Source organism: Paraburkholderia sp. A1RI_3L (assembly GCF_048957895.1).
Taxonomy (GTDB): domain Bacteria; phylum Pseudomonadota; class Gammaproteobacteria; order Burkholderiales; family Burkholderiaceae; genus Paraburkholderia; species Paraburkholderia kururiensis.
This window is the reverse complement of sequence record NZ_JARCHA010000007.1, coordinates 40,107-57,126: the sequence shown is the minus strand read 5'-3', so window position 1 is coordinate 57,126 and position 17,020 is coordinate 40,107. Positions and strand designations below refer to the sequence as shown.

Sequence of the window (17,020 nt, the reverse complement as noted above, 5' to 3'; positions counted from 1 at the left end):
CGCATCCGAAAAATCGATATTGGGACGCGGCATATCGTATTCCCGCCAAAAAAATTGGCGTGGTCGGGGTATTCACCCGTCGCCCCTCCTGTACCGACAAGCCCTCACGCCCATTCATGCGCAGCGCGTGCCATCGAAAAAACAGATAGCGTCCCATCCAAAAATAGAACTATTTTGGCGACCGGCGACCGGCTAATGTTCTTTTCGACGGAGCGCACGCATGGCGTGGCGAGCGCAGCTTTGATCGAGGAGAGAGATCCAGCATGAAGAAACACCGCGTCGACCTGAATTCCGACATGGGAGAAGGCTTCGGTTCCTGGACGATCGGCGACGGCGTCGATGAAGAAATCATGCCGCTCATCAGCTCGGCCAACATCGCGACCGGCTTTCACGCCGGCGATCCCAACATCATGGCGCGCACGGTCCAGCTCGCCAAACAGGCGGGCGTGGGCGTGGGCGCGCACCCCGGCTTTCGCGACCTGGTGGGGTTTGGCCGCCGCACGCTCACCGAGACCCCGCAGGCGCTCGTCAACGACATCGTTTTCCAGCTCGGCGCGCTGCGCGAGTTCGCGCGCCTTCACGACGTCAGCGTGCAGCACGTGAAACCGCACGGCGCGCTGTACATGCTCGCCGCGCAGGACGAGGGTCTGTCGCGCCTGCTGGTCGAAACGCTGCGGCGGCTCGATCCAACACTGCTGCTCTACTGCATGGAGGCGTCGGTGACCTACCGGATCGCATGCGAACTCGGCCAGCCGGTGGTGCGCGAGTTCTACGCCGACCGCGACTACGACCGTAGCGGCTCCATCGTCTTTACGCGCCGCGTGGGCAGGCTCGACCCGGCGCAGGTGGCGGCGAAGGTGCTGCGCGCATGCGTGGAAGGACGGGTCAGAACGGTGGACGGCGAAGACATCGAGATCGACTTCGACTCCGTCTGCATTCATAGCGACACGCCCGGTGCGCTCAAACTCGTCGAAGCCACGCGCACGGCGCTGGTGAGTCATGACATCCGGATCGCAGCCCCCCAATACGCGGCTTCGCGCTGATATGCACTGACGTGCGCCGCCCACAACAACGATGAGGAGCCCCGAGATGGCACAACAACACGAGATCGTCAGTCCCCTGCCCGGCACCTTCTATCGGCGCCCGTCGCCCGACGCGGCGCCGTTTGTCGAAGCCGGTACGACGGTGGAGAGCGGGACGGTGGTGGGACTGGTTGAAGTGATGAAGCAGTTCAACGACGTCGAAGCGGGCATAGCCGGCCGCGTCACGGAAATTCTCGTGGACGACGGCGAGCCCGTCGACGCGGGTCAGGTTCTGATGCGGATCGAGGAATGAGCGCCATGAGCAGAGTGAATTCGTCGGACGCCCCCGCCGTTCGCACCACCTTCTATCAACCCAGGCGCATTCGCACGGTGCTGGTCGCCAATCGCGGCGAGATCGCCGTGCGCGTGATTCGCGCCGCGCACGAACTGGGCATGCGGGCGGTCGCCGTGGTGAGCGACGCCGACCGCGACAGCCTCGCGGCACGCATGGCCGACGAGGCCATTCACATCGGCTCGTCGCACGCGGCGAAGAGCTATCTGAATCCATCGGCCATTCTCGACGCAGCGAAGCAGTGCGGAGCCGACGCGATCCATCCGGGCTACGGCTTCCTGTCCGAGAACGCGGCATTCGCAGCGCAGGTGGAAGCGGCCGGCCTCATCTTCGTCGGCCCTTCGTCCAGCGTGATTGCGACCATGGGCGACAAGGCCAAGGCGCGCGAAACGGCGCAGCGTGCCGACGTTCCCACGGTGCCGGGCAGCAACGGCGTCGTGCTCTCGCTCGACGAAGCGCGCCGCATCGCCGGGCACATCGGCTATCCGGTGATGATCAAGGCCGCAGCCGGCGGCGGCGGACGCGGCATTCGCGTCGCGCACGACGCCGCCCAGCTCGATGCCGAACTGCCGCTTGCGCAGCGCGAAGCGCAGGCCGCGTTCGGCAACGGCGGCGTCTATCTCGAACGGTTCATCGCGCGCGCCCGGCACATCGAGGTTCAGGTGCTGGGCGACGGGCACGACGTGGTCCATCTGTTCGAGCGCGAATGCTCGCTGCAACGGCGCCGCCAGAAGATCATGGAAGAAGCGCCCTCGCCGTCGCTCACGCCGGCGCTGCGCAGCGCGCTGTGCGCCTCCGCGACGCGGCTTGCGCGGCAGGTGGGCTACCGCAGCGCGGGCACGCTGGAGTACCTGTTCGACGACACGCGCGGCGAGTTCTATTTCATCGAAATGAATACGCGCATCCAGGTCGAGCATCCGGTGACCGAAGCGATTACCGGCGTCGATCTCGTGCGGGAAGCGCTGCGTATCGCCGACGGCGAACCCTTGCGCCTGAGCCAGAGCGACATCGTGATGCGCGGCGCGGCCATCGAATGCCGGATCAATGCGGAAGACCCGGCGCACGATTTCCGCCCGAGCCCCGGACGCATCGAGGAACTGGTGTGGCCGACAGGCCCGGGCGTGCGCATCGACTCCATGCTCTACCAGGGTTATGTGGTGCCGCCGTTCTACGATTCGCTGCTCGCCAAGCTGATCGTCTCCGACGAGAGCCGCCCCGCCGCGCTCGCGCGCCTCGCACGGGCGCTTTCCGAACTGCACATTCGCGGCGTGAAGACCACGGCGCAACTGCATCGCGCGTTACTCGCCGACGACGATGTACGCGCGGGCCGCTATCACACGAACTATCTGGAAACGTGGCTCGCGGCCTCGCGCGAACAACTGGCCGCCACGCCGGTCAACCACGAGGAGGCCGCATGACGACCCGTTACACGTTCGGCGGCGACGAATTCATCTTCGTGGAAATCAGCGAGGAAATGTCGCTCGACGCCTTCTTCGAAGGCACGGCTATCACCCGCGAACTGCAGCGCCGCGAGGTGCCGGGCATCGTCGACATCTGCCCGGCCAATGCGTCCTACCAGGTGCGCTACGACCCCGACGTGATCGACCCCGAGTCGCTGCTCGCCTTGCTCAAGGAAATCGAGGCACAAACCGGCGACGCGGAGCTGAACATCGCCACGCGCATCATCGAAATTCCCGTGCTGTACAACGACCCGTGGACGCACGAAACGCTGATGCGTTTTCGCGAGCGTCATCAGGATCCGGGTTCGACGGATCTGGAATACGCAGCGCGGATCAACGGCAAAGCAAGCGTGGACGACTTCATCGCCGCCCATTCCGGCTCGCCGTGGTTCGTCTCGATGGTGGGCTTCGTGGCCGGTCTGCCGTTCATGTTCCAGATGGTCGAGCGCGCGCGGCAACTCCAGGTACCCAAATACGTGCGGCCCCGCACCGATACGCCGAAGCTCACGGTGGGTCACGGCGGCTGCTTCGGTTGCATCTATTCGGTGCGCGGCGCGGGCGGCTATCAGATGTTCGGCGTGACGCCAGCGCCCATCTTCGACCCGGCACAGCGGCTCGACTATCTGCGCGACTTCATGGTGTTCTTCCGGCCCGGCGACATCGTGAAGTTCAAGCCCATCGACCGCGCCGCCTACGACGAAGCCGTGGCCGCCGTGGAAGCCGGCACGTTCTCGCTGCGCGTGCGCGACGTGAATTTCTCGCTCGAATCCTTTCTGCGCGACCCGGACGCGTACAACCGTTCACTGGTCGAGGTGCTCCATGCCGACTGATTCCCGCCTCGCCATCGAAGTCGTCAAGCCCGGCCTTGCCACCTCGGTGCAGGACACCGGCCGGCAAGGGTATTACCACGTCGGCATTCCGCCTTCCGGCGCGCTCGACCAATATGCGTTGCGCGCGGCCAATCTGCTGGTGGGCAACCCCGAATCCGCCGCGGCGCTCGAATGCACGCTGCTGGGTCCGCAACTGTTGTTCCATGTGGAGACGCTGATCGCGGTCACGGGCGCCGACATGCTGCCGAAGATCGACGGCGTGACGCAGGCCTGCAATGTCGCGCTGCGAATCAAGGCGGACAGCACGCTCACGTTCGACTACGTGCGAGGCGGCGCACGCGCGTATCTGGCCGTGGCCGGCGGCATCGACGTACCCGTGGTGCTGGGTAGCCGCTCCACCTATGCGCTCGGCGCCTTCGGTGGACACGAAGGGCGGCGCCTGCAGAAGGGCGACCGGCTCACGGTGGGCCGCGAGCGGGGACCGGCGCGCGAAGGCACGGAACTGCCCGCGCCGCTGCGCACGCCGCTCGCCCGCGAAGTCGAACTGCGCGTGCTGCCGGGCCTCTACCATCACCGGCTGACCGACGAATCCGCCGCGACGTTCTTCGAAGACACCTGGGTGGTGGCGCCCGAAGCCGATCGCATCGGCTATCGCTACAAGCAAGGCCGGCCGCTCGACTTCAGGCCGCGCGAGCAGCCATTCGGCGCGGGCGCCGATCCGTCGAATATCGTGGATGCCTGCTATCCGGTGGGTTCCATTCAGGTGCCGGCCGGTCTGGAACCGATCATCCTGCATCGCGATGCGGTGTCTGGCGGCGGCTACGCCACCATCGGCACCGTCATCAGCGCCGACATGGACCTGATTGGCCAGATGCAGCCGAACCATCAGGCGCACTTCGTGCCGGCCACCATGTCACAGGCGCTCGCCGCACGGCGTGACGCGCAATTGCGGCTCGCACGCCTGCGCGAAGTGCTGCTGCGGTAGCGCGCAAAGCGGTTCGCCGCGAGCCGCGTGCGTCGCACGGCGGCTCGCCTTCTAGCGCTTTCTAACGCACGTTTCCAATCACCGTACGCCGCCTCGCGGCGTGCGCGGACACGTGCGCCCGTTCGACCGATGCACGACCCACGCAGTTTCTGTTCTCTCCGCGGCGTCACCGCACGCTCGCTTCGGCGCCGCCGTTCCTGGACCCCGCAGTGTATTGAGGAGCACGTTGATGGCCAATCTGACGCAGGAAGTCGCCGGAGGCGACCTCGATCTATCGACCGCTGCCATTCCGGACAGCGCCCGCATGCCGGCGTTCTCGCTCACCATGGCGTGGTGGGCGGTATGCAGCGCCGTGTTCTACATCGTCGTGGGCGCAACGCTCGCGCTGACGTATGGCGCGCGCAATGCCCTGATCGGCATGGCGCTCTCCGTGGTGTCGTACGGTCTCGTCAACGCCGTGATCAGCCGTTACGCGGTGCGCACCGGGCTCTCCGTTGCGCTGTTTTCACGCGTGCTGTTCGGCAGCTCGGGCGCGGCGCTCGCCACCCTGATCTTCTTCGCGACCGCCATCTATTACGCGGTCTTCGAAGGCTCCGTCATTGCGGTGGCGGCGCATAGTCTCTTTCCCGTGCTCGATTACCGATGGGCCGCGCTGATCGTGGTCTGCTACAGCGTGCCGCTGGTGTTCGGCAGCGTGCAGCACTGGCTCGACAAGTTCAACGGCGTGCTGTTGCCGTTCTATCTGCTCGGGCTCGTTGCCGCGGTCGTGCTGACCACCCACGAATACGGCTACAACGCCGCATGGCTCGACTTCGGCCCGAAAGGCACGGTGCCCGCCAACGGCTGGTGGAACTGCTTCGTGTACTACATGGGCGTCTGGGTACTGATGATGTTCACCTTCGACTACGCCCGTTTCGGCCGCAGGAAAGACGCGGTCTACCATGGCCGCTTCAACTTCGGCATGCCGTTCTATCTGGTCACGTTCCTGCTGAACGGCGCGGTGGGCATCTATCTGGTCAGCACGACGCCGGGGCTCGGCACGCTCTCCGAAGTCTCCGTCGTGCTGGCGCTGCTCAAGCTGATGGGCGTCTGGGGTCTGCTGTTCGTGTGGGTGACGCAGTCGCGCATCAACACGGCGAACTACTATCTCGCGGCCATCAACATGCAGGCGTTCTTTCAAAAGGTGGTCGGCCTGCGCGCGCCGAAGTTCGCGTGGGCGCTGGTGGTGGGCGTCGTGGTCTATGCGCTGATGATGGCCGACGTGTTTTCGAAGATCCTGCAGGCACTCGCGTACCAGGGCATCTTCGTCGTGGCGTGGGTGGGCGTGGCGCTCGCGCACATTCTGTCGGCGCGCTATGACGAACTGGTGGGCGATGCCATCGAGTACCGCGATTCGCATGTCCCCGCATTCAACCCGGGCGGTTTGGCCGCCTGGTTCGCGGGGGCTTTCGCCGGCCTCGTGCTGATGAACATGCAGGGAGCCGTGCAGTCGCTCTCCGCGCCGGCCACCTTCGTGGTGTCGTGGCTCGTCTACCGGGGCATGCTGGCGTCGGCGAAAAGGACATGGTTCGTGCGTGGAGAGGATACGGGCAGTTATTGAAGATAAAGACCGGACGATAAAGACAGGAAGATAAAGACAGCCGGGCTCTTTTTTCCTTTCCACAGGACTGCCGCGATTGCCGTTCATTTGGCGGCAATTGCGGCGCCGCGTTCAGCACGGACCTTCAGCCAAAACGGCTTGCGCGACACCAAATCAACCGGCCGCGTGCCGGTCAAAAAAATGAAATCGCAAGCCTCAGCGCAATCCCGCTGACGACCAGCGTATGATGTCTCGCACGGTCGGCGAGACGCGACTCCCCCGGACACCCCCGATCGGTGGGTCCGATCCAGGCCAAATCCCGCCCTCAACCGTTCGACTCCCCTCCCATCGCAAGCCGACCCGGGCGTATCTGGCGCATCCGGTCGGTCAAAATCCACAGCTTCAATCACTGCGGAGCGCGGGGGAGGCCTGATGACACGAGGCAGCGCCGTGTCGAGGCGTCGAGATTGGTCCGTTTATTTGCCGCGCTCCCAGGCGCCCAGCCACGGCGAGTTCGGTCAGTACCTATGGCACTATTTTGAATGCGGCGACGGCGAACTGCCTGCGAGGCGGCCTTGCCTGTCGCGCGTTGCCGCGTGCAATCGAGAAAAATACCGAGTCCGGTTTGAAAGGAAGCAAGTTTCATGGATGAACGCAAGCGAGACAGCATGATTGCCTACCTCCGTCACCGCATGGAGGAGTTCGGGATCAGCCCGGATGATCTGGCCTCAGCAATCGCTGCTGACACGAAGGTTGAGCGTTATCGCAGCGCGAATGGCGACAGCTGGAGCGGCGAAGGGCCCATGCCTCAATGGTTGAAGCAGGCGATTAGCGCCGGGCAGTCCCTCGAGCACTTTGAATTGTCATCGGAGCCGGTTTCGCGGCCGCCCGTTAAAAAAGGCCCGGACTGGACGAATGACCCATTCGCGGGCAGTCCGCTCGCGCGGCCGAATTCCCGTTAGCGCAAATGCGGCCTGGCGCACGGCGCCGGTCATAAATGACGGGACTATCGACGTGTTTTACCCCGTGTTTTCTCCGGAACAAAACGCGAGTGGAGTCATCGCATGGCTGGAGCCGAACCGATAACCGCGAGAAGTCCGCAGCACGTGGTGGAGTTGCTGGACAGGGCGTTCAACGAATGCGACGTCGATCGTGTTCCAGGCTTTTACGACGAGAAAGCCGTTGTCGTCTCGCAGCCGGGAAGAACGATTAGCGGACGCGGCCCGCTCAGGGAATTCTTCGAATTCGCGGTGAAGTCCGGCGCGAGCGCAAAGCAACTCAAAACCCATGTTATCGAGGCCGATGGCGTTGCGCTGTTCCTCTCTCGCTGGACGCTGGAGTACGAGGAATCGGGCGCGAAGCGTTCCGTGAGAGAACTCGTCGCCACGACCGTTTTTCGCAGACAGCAAGACGGCGAATGGAAAGTGCTGATCGACAATTCATTCGGACCATTGGTGCTGGATGCTTGAAAGACGGTTCTGCCCTACGTTAGCCATGGCGTGCGAGGAAGCGGTCCAGTTGTCCGGCGAACGCCTTGCTGTCGTTTGCGGTGTACGGCGCCGGACCGCCCGTCCCCACGCCTGAGCTGCGAAGTTGATCCATGACTTCGCGCATGGTGAGACGCTCCTCGATATTTTCGCGGCTGAACCAGCTTCCACGCGGGTCCAGCACGTAAGCGCCCTTCTCGAGCGCCGCAGCCGCCAGCGGTATGTCCGCCGTAATCACCAGGTCGCCGTGCGTGACCAACTGCACGATGCGCTCGTCGGCGGAGTCGAAGCCGGCCGGCACCTGCAGAGCCTTGATGAAGCGCGAAGGCGGCGTGCGCAAATACTGATTCGCCACCAGCGTCACGCATACTTCGACGCGCCGTGCGGCCCGAAACAGCATCTCCTTGACGACAACCGGACAGGCGTCTGCGTCAACCAGCACTTGCATCGAGGTATGTCCGATAGAGGAAGAAGGCCCCATGTTACCGCCCGGTGCGCCACGTCGCGATTGTGATGTGCTGCAACTGCGACGGCTGTGCGAAGCGGGCTAAAGCAAACCCATCGCCGACGCCTTGAGCGTGGCCGCCGCGCGCGTGGAGCATTCGAGCTTGCGAAACACGTTTTCGACGTGAGTGCGCACCGTGCTCGGGCTCATCGTCAACTCGCGCGCGGCTTCCTTGTTGCTCGCGCCGCGCGAGATCACGCGCAGCACGTCGATCTCGCGGGGCGAGAGCTGCGGGCCGTGTTGCAGACCGTGTTGCCCACCTCTCGCGTACCGCAGGGGCCGCCGGACGACTGGCGCCTCCTCCGTCACCAGCGCGTCGACAATGTCGTCGCTCAATCTGCCGGCCGCCACCTCATAGCGCAGCATTTGCGCGGCGGCATCGGCGCCGAGTGCCGCGCGCCAGGGCCGCGCCGAGCGCAACGCGACCCATGCCACCGATGCCGCCAGCACGCGAGCCTCCAGCGTCAACGCCTGCCCGCTCGCGCCGCGGAAATATCCCGAACCGTCCTCCCGTTCATAGGCATACGACGCCAGTTCCGCGGCTTCGCCAAGCGCGCCGGTCTGCTTGCCGGCGCGCGCCGTCCAATAGGGCACCAGCCGCACCTTTTCCCAGGCACTCGCGGGCAAAGGCGTCGCCATGTTCCACACGCTGTTGGGCACGGCGGCCCTGCCGATGCCGTGCAGCAATCCCGCCCGATAAACACGCGCGTGCGCGGCTTTGTCCGGCGTGAGCCGGGCGCAACACGCCGCCGCAGTGGACGCGACCGTGCGCGAAAATCCCGTCATCCACGGCAGCTTCAGATCGATCACGTCGGCAATGAGTTCAGCCGACGTGGTCTGCTCCATATCGGACGTCATCAGCGCAGCGTCGAAATCGGTGAGCGACGCGCGCTCCAGTTCTGCCAGCCAGCCGGCCGCCTGACGTGCCGCGGTCTCGACGAGGCGCGCCGGATATCGCGCACCGGACCGTTGCCCGATCAGCCCGAGCGCCTGCTCGATGCCATACGTGCGGCCGAAAATCTCGAGGTCTCCCGCAAGCGCCACGACGAACACCGGCATGGGCACCCTCTCGCGCGCAACACGCCCCGGCAGGCCCGCGCCGTCCCATGTTTCGAAGATGTGACGCAGCGCGGTTTCCGTCACGCTCGAAAGACCCAGCATGCGCGCAACCTCGCCCGACACCTCGCAGTGGATTTGCGCAAGCGGCAGCATCACGGCACCGGCGCCGCCCGATGCCTCGAGCCGCTCGGCCCAGCCTGACCGGCCTTCGAGCATCGCGAGGCGAATCGCGATGTCGTCGCCGAACACGTCCGCAAAGCCCGCTGCGTTCGCCGTGCAACCCGACCAGCGCAGCAGCGACACCTCACGAACCGTATCGCACGCCCATGCATCGAGTCCCGCCGCGTGCGCCAGGCGCGCCGCCAGCCACCCGGTGCGCAGCGAATGGTCGGTTGGCTGGCCCATGCTCAGATCGCCAATGAAGGCGAGCGCTCTCACGCAATCGAATACGCGCAGCGGGGGCGAGCTTGTTTGCGGGTCGAACGTCGGCATGGATCACAAGAAGTGGGGAGGAACTGCGCCCGATCATACGCGACGAGGCGCGCACGCAAGATCGGTCATTTGACCGATGTTGTGCGACCCGACGAGGTGAGATTCTGTCGCTCATCGAGGTCCGTCGCAGCGTCAGCGTGACGGGCCCCATGCCGCGGAACCGGAATATTCCGTGCCTCGCTGCCGTTTACCGCAGCTTCAACCAACCGTTATCGCCCTTGGGGCTGCCTTGAACCGCGATCTCATCCATCCCGCCTACGTTCGCCTCTTCCACTGGATCAACGCCGTCTGCGTGATCGGTATGTGCATGAGCGGCTGGCAGGTCTATAACGCGTCCCCCATTTTTCACGCCATCAGGTTTGCCCCAGCCATCACGCTGGGCGGCTGGCTGGGAGGCGCGCTGCTCTGGCACTTCGCGATCATGTGGGTGCTGGTCGCCAACTTCCTCGCCTGGCTCGCGATCGGTATTGCAACGGGACGCTTGCGCCGGACGCTGTTTCCGCTCACGGTCCGCGCCCTGGGGGCGGACCTCCTTGCCGCCCTGCGCGGCCAACTCACGCACGACCACCTGGGCCGCTACAACGCCGTGCAGAAGCTCGCGTATCTGCTCGTCGTTGCCGACATCGCGCTTGTCGTGCTGTCTGGTCTCGCTGTCTGGAAGCCCGTGCAGTTGCCGCTCTTGAGCAGCCTGATGGGCGGATTCGACAACGCACGCGTGGTGCACTTCGCGGCAATGAGCGGGCTTGTCGGCTTCTTTGTCGTACACGTGACGATGGTCGCCATCGTTCCGCGTTCTCTGCTGACGATGATTCGGGGGCGCTGAGCATGGGTAACCTGAAAAACAACGCGTCGCCCGCTTCCGTTTATGCCCCGGACGCGGCCGCCATCATCAAAGAGGCCCAACGCGAACTCGGGTCGCCTGCGCGGCGACTCTTCGGCCGAAGAATGCTCTCGCTCGGTGGGTTGATGCTGCTCTCCGGTTGCGAACTGAAATCCGGCAACGCGGTGGAGGCCATGCTGCGTCGCGTGTCGCGGTTGAACGACGAGGCGCAGGCCTTGCTGTTCGATCCGCACACGCTCGCGCCGACCTACCCGGAGTCGATGATTACGCGTCCGTTCCCGTTCAACGCCTACTACGACATCGATCAGGTGCCGGAGGTCGATGCTGAAACGTATCGCCTCAAGCTGACGGGACGGGTTAAAGGCAAGTCCGTCTGGAGCCTTGCCGAACTCGGCGCGTTGCCGCAACGAAGCCAGGTGACGCGACATATCTGCATCGAAGGCTGGAGTGCCATCGGCAAATGGGGCGGTGTGCCGTTTTCCTATTTCCTGTCGCGAGCCGAAGCGGACACCACGGCGAAGTACGTGGCCTTTCACTGCGCCGACGGCTACTGGACCAGCATCGACATGCCCACTGCGCTTCACCCGCAGACGCTGCTCACGCTGACCTGGGACGGCAACACGCTGCCCGCGAAGTACGGCTTCCCGATGAAGCTTCGCATCCCCACCAAGCTCGGCTACAAGAACCCCAAACACATCGTGGCCATCACCGTCACGAACGAATTCCCGGGCGGATATTGGGAGAACCAGGGCTACAACTGGTTTGGAGGGTCCTGAGCCCGCGCAGCAGGTTCCCGGGTCCGCCCGCTTCGACGTCAATCGTCACCTTTCTTCACTGCATCAGGAGTTTTCATGTCCATCCGCCGCACTCTCGCCGTTTCGTTACTCATGCTGACCGTGGCCGAAGCCGCGTTCGCGCAGTCTTCCGCCGATAAACCCGAACGCATCAGAGGCACGATCGAATCGTTCTCGGGCAGCACGTTGGTGGTACACCGCCGCAGCGGCGACACGGTCAGCATCGACCTGAAAGACGCGACGCACGTCAACGCCGTGAAGGCCGTACAACTCGCGGATATCAAGCCCGGTAGCTACGTCGGCGCGGCAGCGACGCCCGGCGAAGACGGCAAGCTCGTCGCGAAAGAGGTGCTCGTGTTTCCGGAAGCGGCGCGAGGCGCGGGGGAAGGTCACTACGCGTGGGACCTCGGCGCGAATAGCTCGATGACGAACGCGAACGTCGACACGGTCGTGCAAGCCACCAGCGGCCGCGAACTCAAGCTTTCATACAAGGGCGGCACCAACACCATCACCGTGCCGACCACCGCGCCGGTCGTCACACTCATTCCCGCCACGCGCGACGAACTGACGAAGGGCAAGCACGTTTTCGTGATTGCCACGCAGGCAAAGGGCGGCGCCTACAGCGGCAATCAGATCGTCGTGGAGAAGGACGGCGTCGCGCCTCCGATGTGAGCCCGGCGACTGCAGCCAAGTGGCGTCAAAAAAGTCAAAGGAATCAATCGTGTGCACGAGATGCACATTTCCAGGAAAAGGTTGTGCGCGCAGCAGGCCGCGTCCTAGACTCGGCTCCAATCACGGGGCTGCGGCAAAACGTCCGCCCCTCCGTGACGGGTTTCGGTGTGCAGCCGTCGCCCCTGCGCGCCGCGCATCGCCCCTCGGCGATACACGGCATCGCTCCATCCAGCCGCCGGAAGAGCGGCTCACGACTATATCTGGAGACTTTTTATGACGTCACGAAACCTTCGTGCCGAAGAAGGCGGCACGATCAGCAAGGGAACGGTCGCACTGTGTCTGGCGATCGCGTTGCTCGAAGGGTTGGATCTGCAATCCGCCGGCGTAGCCGGACCCCGCATGGCCAAGGAGTTCCATCTCGCCGTGGCCCAAATGGGCTGGGCGTTCAGTGCCGGCGCCATCGGGCTACTGCCGGGCGCCGCGTTGGGCGGCCGGCTGGCGGACCGCTTCGGCCGCAAGCGCGTGCTCATGTGGTCGGTGGCGCTGTTCGGATTGTTCTCGCTCGCCACCACAGCCGTCTGGAATTTCGAAAGCCTGCTCGTCGCGCGCCTCTTCACGGGCCTTGGCCTCGGCGCGGCCATGCCTAACCTGATTGCGCTGTGTTCGGAAGCCGCGGGGCCGCAGCAGCGCAGCACCGCCGTGGGCGCGATGTACTGCGGGATGCCGTTCGGCGCCGCCATTGCAGCCGTCATCGGCATGCTGGGTACGGCAGACGCGAGCTGGCGCCATGTGTTCTACGTCGGCGGCCTTGGGCCTATCGTCATGGTGCCGCTGCTGGGCCTGTTCCTGCGCGAGTCGCAGCAGTTCATGGCGGCGAAAGCGTCGAAGGTTTCGGCGGCGACGAAGCAAGGCACGCCGGGCGTGACGGAAGCGCTCTGGCGCCAGGGCCGCGCGCGAACCACGATCGCGCTGTGGATCAGCTACCTGGGCACCCTGATCGTGCTGTACTTCCTGATGAACTGGCTGCCCTCCATGGTGCTTGCGCGCGGCCTCTCGCGCGTGCAGTCCAATCTCGTGCTGATGATGTTCAACATCGGTGGCGGCGTAGGGGCGGTTGCAATCGCGACGATCATGGACCGCTTCGGCCGGCGCGGCACGGTGATCGGCATGTACGTCGGCATCGTGGCAGCGCTCGGCGTGCTCGCGAGCGCGAGCGGGGCAAGTTCCACCGCCGTGGGCGGCCTGCTCTGCGGTTTCTTCATCGTGGGCGGCCAGTCGGTGCTGTACGCGCTCGCGGGTCACGCCTACCCGACCGAGGTGCGCGGCACGGGCGTGGGCGCAGCCGTCGCGGTGGGTCGTCTCGGCTCGATTCTCGGGCCGCTCGTGGCAGGGCAGCTTTTCGCGCTCGGCCAGAGCCCGTCGATGCTGGTGGGCGCGAGCATTCCGCTCGTCGTCATCGCGGCGGCCGCCGCACTCAGCGTCGCGGGGTCGTTCGTGCAGCGCGGCGCACTGGGTGCCCAGCGCGCGTGAAGGGGCGCACGCTGGGCGGAGGTGGGGCCTGCAAAGGCCTCACCGGCTCGCCGTCCTGATTCGAATGCCAATACCTACTCGGCCCCGTCGATGGCCCGCACCTCCGGGATCATCGCGGCCTGGCCGCGATAGTTCCCGGCCGAATCCGTGAGTTGCCACACCGTCGCATGTTCGATCCAGAAGCGCACGCCCGCTTTGGTAATGCGCACGCCGCGGTAGCCCGACACGAAACCGTCGCGGGTCACCTGGTCGAGGAATGCCTGCCGTTCGCTACGCTCCACGGGTTCCGCCGAAAGACGCGAAGGCAGCGTCGTGAGTTCGTCCCAGTCGTATCCGAAAATCGCCTGCGCACGCTGGTTGCCGTAGACGAACACGGGGTCGGCTTGCGCGTTGTGCGCAAGAATGCCGAACGGCGCCGCGGCGTACAGCCACGCCGCGCCTTCGGATGCGCTCATACCGTCGGGAACGAGGGGTTGACCGAGAAGACGCTGGTAACTGCCGGCGAGAAGGCGGAAGAAGTCTGCATCGGTGCTCAACGACATCGGGGAAGGCTCCTGCAATCGGGTGCGTACGCGGAAGGGGCACGGCTCAGGACGCATGGCACATGGCACATGGCTCCGGGGAGCGTCGGCGCAAAGCCCGCGCGTCCGAAATGGCCGCCGTCGAGTGTATTGGAAAAGCCGTTTTGAGGTCGAAAAACGGCGCAGACGCCGACACCCATCGTTCCTGCCTGCCGCGCGCGGCGGGCAGCCGCCTTCAGGCTTTGCCCGCCTCACCACCTCATCGACTCCCCGTACCCAACACGTGCCCCTCCACGGTCACGCCATACATGGAATTGGGCGAGTCGTGAAATGCCTTGCGCGTCTCTTCGACCGAACCCTTGAAGCGCGGATCCTGCGGGCGCTCGTGACTGTCCATGAAGCGCGCGACGTCCCATGCCTGTTGATCGGTGAGTGTGCCGCCAAGGCTCAACGGCATGTTCGCCTTGATGAATCCCGCCGCGTTCTGGATCTCGTGCATGCCCGCGCCCCAGTTGAAAGAGCGGCTACCCCACAGTGGCGGAAAGACGGTCTTTCCGTCGCTGCTTTGCCCTTGACCGTCCGCTCCGTGACACAACGCGCAGTGCTGCGCGTAGACCTGCGCGCCGCGCCCATAGTCGGCCTTCTGCGCTGGCGGCGCGAGCTTCGGATAGCCGCGCCCGGCAATCTTCTCCCCGACCGGCGCGCCCTTGGCGAGCCAGTACGCGTAGCTTTCGAGCGCCACGAGCACCGGGTCTCCAGGCGGCGGCGCCTTGCCGTTCATGCTGTAGCGAAAGCAGCCCTGCATCCGCTCGGCCAGCGTGTTCACACGGCCGTCCTTGCTTCGGTAAGCCGGGTACGAAACGTAAGCGCCCCACAGCGGGCTCGCGTTCGCCTTGCGCCCCGCATCGAGATGGCAGTTCACGCAGTTGAGCGAGTTGCCCACGTATTTGCCCGCGAACTGGCCGGTGTGCAGGAAGATCTGCTCGCCCAGTTTCACCGTCTTGCCGAATTCGCCGCCGGGCATGTCGGCTTCGGGTGGCGGTTGAAAAGGTTGAGCAGGCCGCGCCTCGGGCGCGTGGACCGTATCCGCGGCACGAGCCGCATGCGGGCCACAGGCCATGGCGACGGCGAACACCGTCAGCGTGACGAAGGTTCTACAGATTCGCCTCATGCTCGTCTCCGTCATTTCGCGCCGGTCGTGGCCGACGCTTGTTGGGTGGGTTGTTCACCGCGTTGTTCACCGCGTTGTTCCCCAGGTTGTTCGCTGTAATAGCGGGCAACGGCATCGATGTCGGCATCCGACAGCTTGCTCGCGACGTTCGGCATCAACGCCATTGGACCCGGCGGGCGCTTGCCGGCCTTCCATGCGTGTAGTTGCGCCGTGATGTATGCGGCAGGCTGACCTGCGAGCGGAGGAAACGCGCTGCCTACGCCCGCCCCGCCCGGACCGTGACATTGCGCGCACGCAGGCACCCCCTGTTGCCCGCGCCCGCGTGTGGCGAGCCACGCGCCGGTATCGGATGGCGCGACGTCAGCGGTATCGGTTCGGCGCGCGGTTTCAGGCGCGGAAAGACGGCTGAAATAGCGCGCGACAGCCGTTCTGCCCTCCTTCGACATGAGGCGCGCGAACGGTTGCATGACGGTACTGGGACGGCTGCCGTCGGCAAATGCGGCGAGCTGCGCGTCGAGATAGTCCTCGCCCGCGCCGGCAAGCCGCGGAAAGCCTGCGGCTGCATTGCCTTCTCCATGCGCACCGTGACAACTGATGCATGCGGGGATGCCCTTGGCCGTGCCTCTCGTTGCGATCGTCCAGCCAAGCGGCGATTGTGGTGTGGTGTCGGTGGGCTTATTGGTAGGTTGATCGGTACGTGTGTCGGTGCCAGTGGCGCCCGCCTCGTGCGATACGAACGCGAACGCCACCGCCGCCGATAACGCCCAAAGCGTGATCGTGCGTCTCATCCTGTCTCCTCGTCTCGTGCTGTTTGTTGTCGGTCTTTGCCGCTACTGCACTCGCGCCTGTTGCTGCCTTCAAGTCGCTTCTGCCTCCTCGCAGAAGCGCGTTCGTGACGATCAGTAAAACGCGGCCTTCGCCACCAGCCCCAACGCCACGGCGATGAGGATGGCGGCAAAGCCGAACTGCACGTGCCGCCCCGAGAGACGATGCGACACGATGCGGGCCGCCACCATGCCGGCCGCCGTCGCAAGGCTGAACCACAGCACCACGTCGAGCGGCAGCGGTGCGCCATGGCGCATCGTCGTGATAACGCCGCCCCCGCCCACCAGCGTGATCACCATCAGCGAGGTGGCCACGATCCCGTGCATGGAAACGTCGGTGAGCTTGCGCATCATCGGCACGATGACGAAGCCGCCGCCTACGCCGAGCAGTCCCGTCATCAGCCCGGTCACGGCGCCGACAGCGGCGAGCGCGGCGCCTGTCGTCCACGACCATACGAGGCGGCCGGTCGCCGGGTTGACGTGCGCCACGCAGAGTGCCGAGTCGGGCGGCGGCGAATTGCCGTGCGCAAGCGTCTGACGCAGCAGGCGCACCGCGACCACGAGCATCACGAGCGCGAACACCGCGAGCAGCAGACGTTGCGGCAGCGCGTGGGCAAGACGCGCGCCCACCGCCGTAGCCGGAACGCCGAGTGCCGCCATGAAGAACGCGGCGCGATAGCGCACGAGCCCTTTGCGAAAGGCCTCCAGCGCACCCACCGCCGCACTGCCCGCCACGGCCACGAGCGCCACGGGGGTCGCCTGCTGGATCGGCCAGCCCATGCCGAACACGAGCGCAGGCACGGCGAGAATGCCGCCGCCCGCGCCGGTCAAGCCAAGCACGGCACCCACCATCGCGCCAAGAATCAACGAAATAACCATCAGGATCCCGGAACAAT

The 17,020-nt window shown here is 65.2% G+C and carries 18 protein-coding genes; 12 read left to right on the top strand and 6 right to left on the bottom strand.

What is annotated here, in order from left to right; all coding sequences use genetic code 11:
* Positions 1 to 263: 263 nt before the first annotated feature.
* The 8 genes from PXJ20_RS19410 (at position 264) to PXJ20_RS19375 (ending at position 7,697) form a co-directional block, all read left to right on the top strand.
* Complete coding sequence (locus PXJ20_RS19410) at positions 264 to 1,043, top strand: 5-oxoprolinase subunit PxpA (RefSeq protein ID WP_421031936.1); 780 nt, start codon at positions 264 to 266, stop codon at positions 1,041 to 1,043.
* Between the two features lie 46 nt (positions 1,044 to 1,089).
* Positions 1,090 to 1,335 carry an acetyl-CoA carboxylase gene (locus tag PXJ20_RS19405; RefSeq protein ID WP_017775139.1) on the top strand — a complete coding sequence of 82 codons (246 nt, stop codon included), beginning with the start codon at positions 1,090 to 1,092 and terminating at the stop codon, positions 1,333 to 1,335.
* Between the two features lie 5 nt (positions 1,336 to 1,340).
* The gene (locus PXJ20_RS19400) at positions 1,341 to 2,792 is read left to right on the top strand and encodes an acetyl-CoA carboxylase biotin carboxylase subunit (RefSeq protein WP_421031935.1); all 1,452 of its coding nucleotides are present in this window, start codon (positions 1,341 to 1,343) and stop codon (positions 2,790 to 2,792) included.
* Positions 2,789 to 3,664, top strand: coding sequence for a 5-oxoprolinase subunit B family protein (locus PXJ20_RS19395; RefSeq protein WP_421031934.1), 876 nt, complete (start codon positions 2,789 to 2,791; stop codon positions 3,662 to 3,664). Before PXJ20_RS19400 ends, PXJ20_RS19395 begins: the two co-directional genes overlap by 4 nt.
* Complete coding sequence (locus tag PXJ20_RS19390; RefSeq protein ID WP_421031933.1) at positions 3,654 to 4,649, top strand: biotin-dependent carboxyltransferase family protein; 996 nt, start codon at positions 3,654 to 3,656, stop codon at positions 4,647 to 4,649. Before PXJ20_RS19395 ends, PXJ20_RS19390 begins: the two co-directional genes overlap by 11 nt.
* Positions 4,650 to 4,878: 229 nt before the next feature.
* Positions 4,879 to 6,249: a purine-cytosine permease family protein gene (locus PXJ20_RS19385; RefSeq protein WP_413215277.1), complete on the top strand. Its 1,371-nt coding sequence runs from the start codon at positions 4,879 to 4,881 to the stop codon at positions 6,247 to 6,249.
* Positions 6,250 to 6,872: 623 nt separating this feature from the next.
* Positions 6,873 to 7,190, top strand: a complete 318-nt coding sequence (locus PXJ20_RS19380; protein WP_017775134.1) for an H-NS family nucleoid-associated regulatory protein — start codon at positions 6,873 to 6,875, stop codon at positions 7,188 to 7,190.
* A 102-nt stretch (positions 7,191 to 7,292) separates the two neighbouring features.
* Positions 7,293 to 7,697 (top strand): YybH family protein, encoded by a 405-nt coding sequence (locus PXJ20_RS19375; protein WP_421031932.1) that lies wholly within the window; start codon positions 7,293 to 7,295, stop codon positions 7,695 to 7,697.
* Between the two features lie 19 nt (positions 7,698 to 7,716).
* Here PXJ20_RS19375 and PXJ20_RS19370 read toward each other — a convergent pair whose 3' ends face one another.
* Both PXJ20_RS19370 and PXJ20_RS19365 read right to left on the bottom strand, forming a co-directional pair.
* Positions 7,717 to 8,163: a YaiI/YqxD family protein gene (locus PXJ20_RS19370; protein ID WP_277598590.1), complete on the bottom strand. Its 447-nt coding sequence runs from the start codon at positions 8,161 to 8,163 to the stop codon at positions 7,717 to 7,719.
* 99 nt (positions 8,164 to 8,262) lie between these two features.
* On the bottom strand, positions 8,263 to 9,771 hold the full coding sequence (locus tag PXJ20_RS19365) for an HD domain-containing phosphohydrolase (protein WP_421031931.1): 1,509 nt from the start codon (positions 9,769 to 9,771) through the stop codon (positions 8,263 to 8,265).
* A 229-nt stretch (positions 9,772 to 10,000) separates the two neighbouring features.
* Here PXJ20_RS19365 and PXJ20_RS19360 point away from each other — a divergent pair, with 229 nt between their 5' ends.
* From PXJ20_RS19360 to mhpT, 4 genes are all read left to right on the top strand, one after another.
* Positions 10,001 to 10,594, top strand: a complete 594-nt coding sequence (locus tag PXJ20_RS19360; protein WP_421031930.1) for a cytochrome b/b6 domain-containing protein — start codon at positions 10,001 to 10,003, stop codon at positions 10,592 to 10,594.
* A gap of 2 nt (positions 10,595 to 10,596) precedes the next feature.
* A complete protein-coding gene (locus tag PXJ20_RS19355) occupies positions 10,597 to 11,388 on the top strand; it encodes a molybdopterin-dependent oxidoreductase (RefSeq protein ID WP_277598593.1) in 792 nt (263 codons plus the stop codon).
* A 75-nt stretch (positions 11,389 to 11,463) separates the two neighbouring features.
* Positions 11,464 to 12,078: a DUF5666 domain-containing protein gene (locus PXJ20_RS19350; protein WP_017775128.1), complete on the top strand. Its 615-nt coding sequence runs from the start codon at positions 11,464 to 11,466 to the stop codon at positions 12,076 to 12,078.
* A gap of 273 nt (positions 12,079 to 12,351) precedes the next feature.
* Positions 12,352 to 13,608 carry a 3-(3-hydroxy-phenyl)propionate transporter MhpT gene (mhpT, locus tag PXJ20_RS19345; RefSeq protein WP_017775127.1) on the top strand — a complete coding sequence of 419 codons (1,257 nt, stop codon included), beginning with the start codon at positions 12,352 to 12,354 and terminating at the stop codon, positions 13,606 to 13,608.
* A gap of 74 nt (positions 13,609 to 13,682) precedes the next feature.
* Here the strand turns inward: mhpT and PXJ20_RS19340 are convergent, their stop codons facing one another.
* The 4 genes from PXJ20_RS19340 to PXJ20_RS19325 all read right to left on the bottom strand — a co-directional run bounded on the left by PXJ20_RS19340 (position 13,683) and on the right by PXJ20_RS19325 (position 17,003).
* On the bottom strand, positions 13,683 to 14,150 hold the full coding sequence (locus PXJ20_RS19340) for an MEKHLA domain-containing protein (RefSeq protein WP_421031929.1): 468 nt from the start codon (positions 14,148 to 14,150) through the stop codon (positions 13,683 to 13,685).
* Between the two features lie 238 nt (positions 14,151 to 14,388).
* A complete protein-coding gene (locus PXJ20_RS19335; protein ID WP_233411398.1) occupies positions 14,389 to 15,300 on the bottom strand; it encodes a c-type cytochrome in 912 nt (303 codons plus the stop codon).
* Positions 15,301 to 15,311: 11 nt separating this feature from the next.
* Positions 15,312 to 16,088, bottom strand: coding sequence for a c-type cytochrome (locus PXJ20_RS19330; RefSeq protein ID WP_421031928.1), 777 nt, complete (start codon positions 16,086 to 16,088; stop codon positions 15,312 to 15,314).
* 111 nt (positions 16,089 to 16,199) lie between these two features.
* Positions 16,200 to 17,003, bottom strand: coding sequence for a sulfite exporter TauE/SafE family protein (locus PXJ20_RS19325; protein WP_017775123.1), 804 nt, complete (start codon positions 17,001 to 17,003; stop codon positions 16,200 to 16,202).
* Positions 17,004 to 17,020: the final 17 nt, after the last annotated feature.

Excerpts from the sequence above, each read along its gene's own strand:
- PXJ20_RS19410 (WP_421031936.1), top strand. The coding sequence starts at position 264 with ATGAAGAAACACCGCGTCGACCTGAATTCCGACATGGGAGAAGGCTTC.
- PXJ20_RS19405 (WP_017775139.1), top strand. The coding sequence starts at position 1,090 with ATGGCACAACAACACGAGATCGTCAGTCCCCTGCCCGGCACCTTCTAT.
- PXJ20_RS19400 (WP_421031935.1), top strand. The coding sequence starts at position 1,341 with ATGAGCAGAGTGAATTCGTCGGACGCCCCCGCCGTTCGCACCACCTTC.
- PXJ20_RS19395 (WP_421031934.1), top strand. The coding sequence starts at position 2,789 with ATGACGACCCGTTACACGTTCGGCGGCGACGAATTCATCTTCGTGGAA.
- PXJ20_RS19390 (WP_421031933.1), top strand. The coding sequence starts at position 3,654 with ATGCCGACTGATTCCCGCCTCGCCATCGAAGTCGTCAAGCCCGGCCTT.
- PXJ20_RS19385 (WP_413215277.1), top strand. The coding sequence starts at position 4,879 with ATGGCCAATCTGACGCAGGAAGTCGCCGGAGGCGACCTCGATCTATCG.
- PXJ20_RS19380 (WP_017775134.1), top strand. The coding sequence starts at position 6,873 with ATGGATGAACGCAAGCGAGACAGCATGATTGCCTACCTCCGTCACCGC.
- PXJ20_RS19375 (WP_421031932.1), top strand. The coding sequence starts at position 7,293 with ATGGCTGGAGCCGAACCGATAACCGCGAGAAGTCCGCAGCACGTGGTG.
- PXJ20_RS19370 (WP_277598590.1), bottom strand. The coding sequence starts at position 8,163 with ATGCAAGTGCTGGTTGACGCAGACGCCTGTCCGGTTGTCGTCAAGGAG.
- PXJ20_RS19365 (WP_421031931.1), bottom strand. The coding sequence starts at position 9,771 with ATGCCGACGTTCGACCCGCAAACAAGCTCGCCCCCGCTGCGCGTATTC.
- PXJ20_RS19355 (WP_277598593.1), top strand. The coding sequence starts at position 10,597 with ATGGGTAACCTGAAAAACAACGCGTCGCCCGCTTCCGTTTATGCCCCG.
- PXJ20_RS19350 (WP_017775128.1), top strand. The coding sequence starts at position 11,464 with ATGTCCATCCGCCGCACTCTCGCCGTTTCGTTACTCATGCTGACCGTG.
- mhpT (WP_017775127.1), top strand. The coding sequence starts at position 12,352 with ATGACGTCACGAAACCTTCGTGCCGAAGAAGGCGGCACGATCAGCAAG.
- PXJ20_RS19340 (WP_421031929.1), bottom strand. The coding sequence starts at position 14,150 with ATGTCGTTGAGCACCGATGCAGACTTCTTCCGCCTTCTCGCCGGCAGT.
- PXJ20_RS19335 (WP_233411398.1), bottom strand. The coding sequence starts at position 15,300 with ATGAGGCGAATCTGTAGAACCTTCGTCACGCTGACGGTGTTCGCCGTC.
- PXJ20_RS19330 (WP_421031928.1), bottom strand. The coding sequence starts at position 16,088 with ATGAGACGCACGATCACGCTTTGGGCGTTATCGGCGGCGGTGGCGTTC.
- PXJ20_RS19325 (WP_017775123.1), bottom strand. The coding sequence starts at position 17,003 with ATGGTTATTTCGTTGATTCTTGGCGCGATGGTGGGTGCCGTGCTTGGC.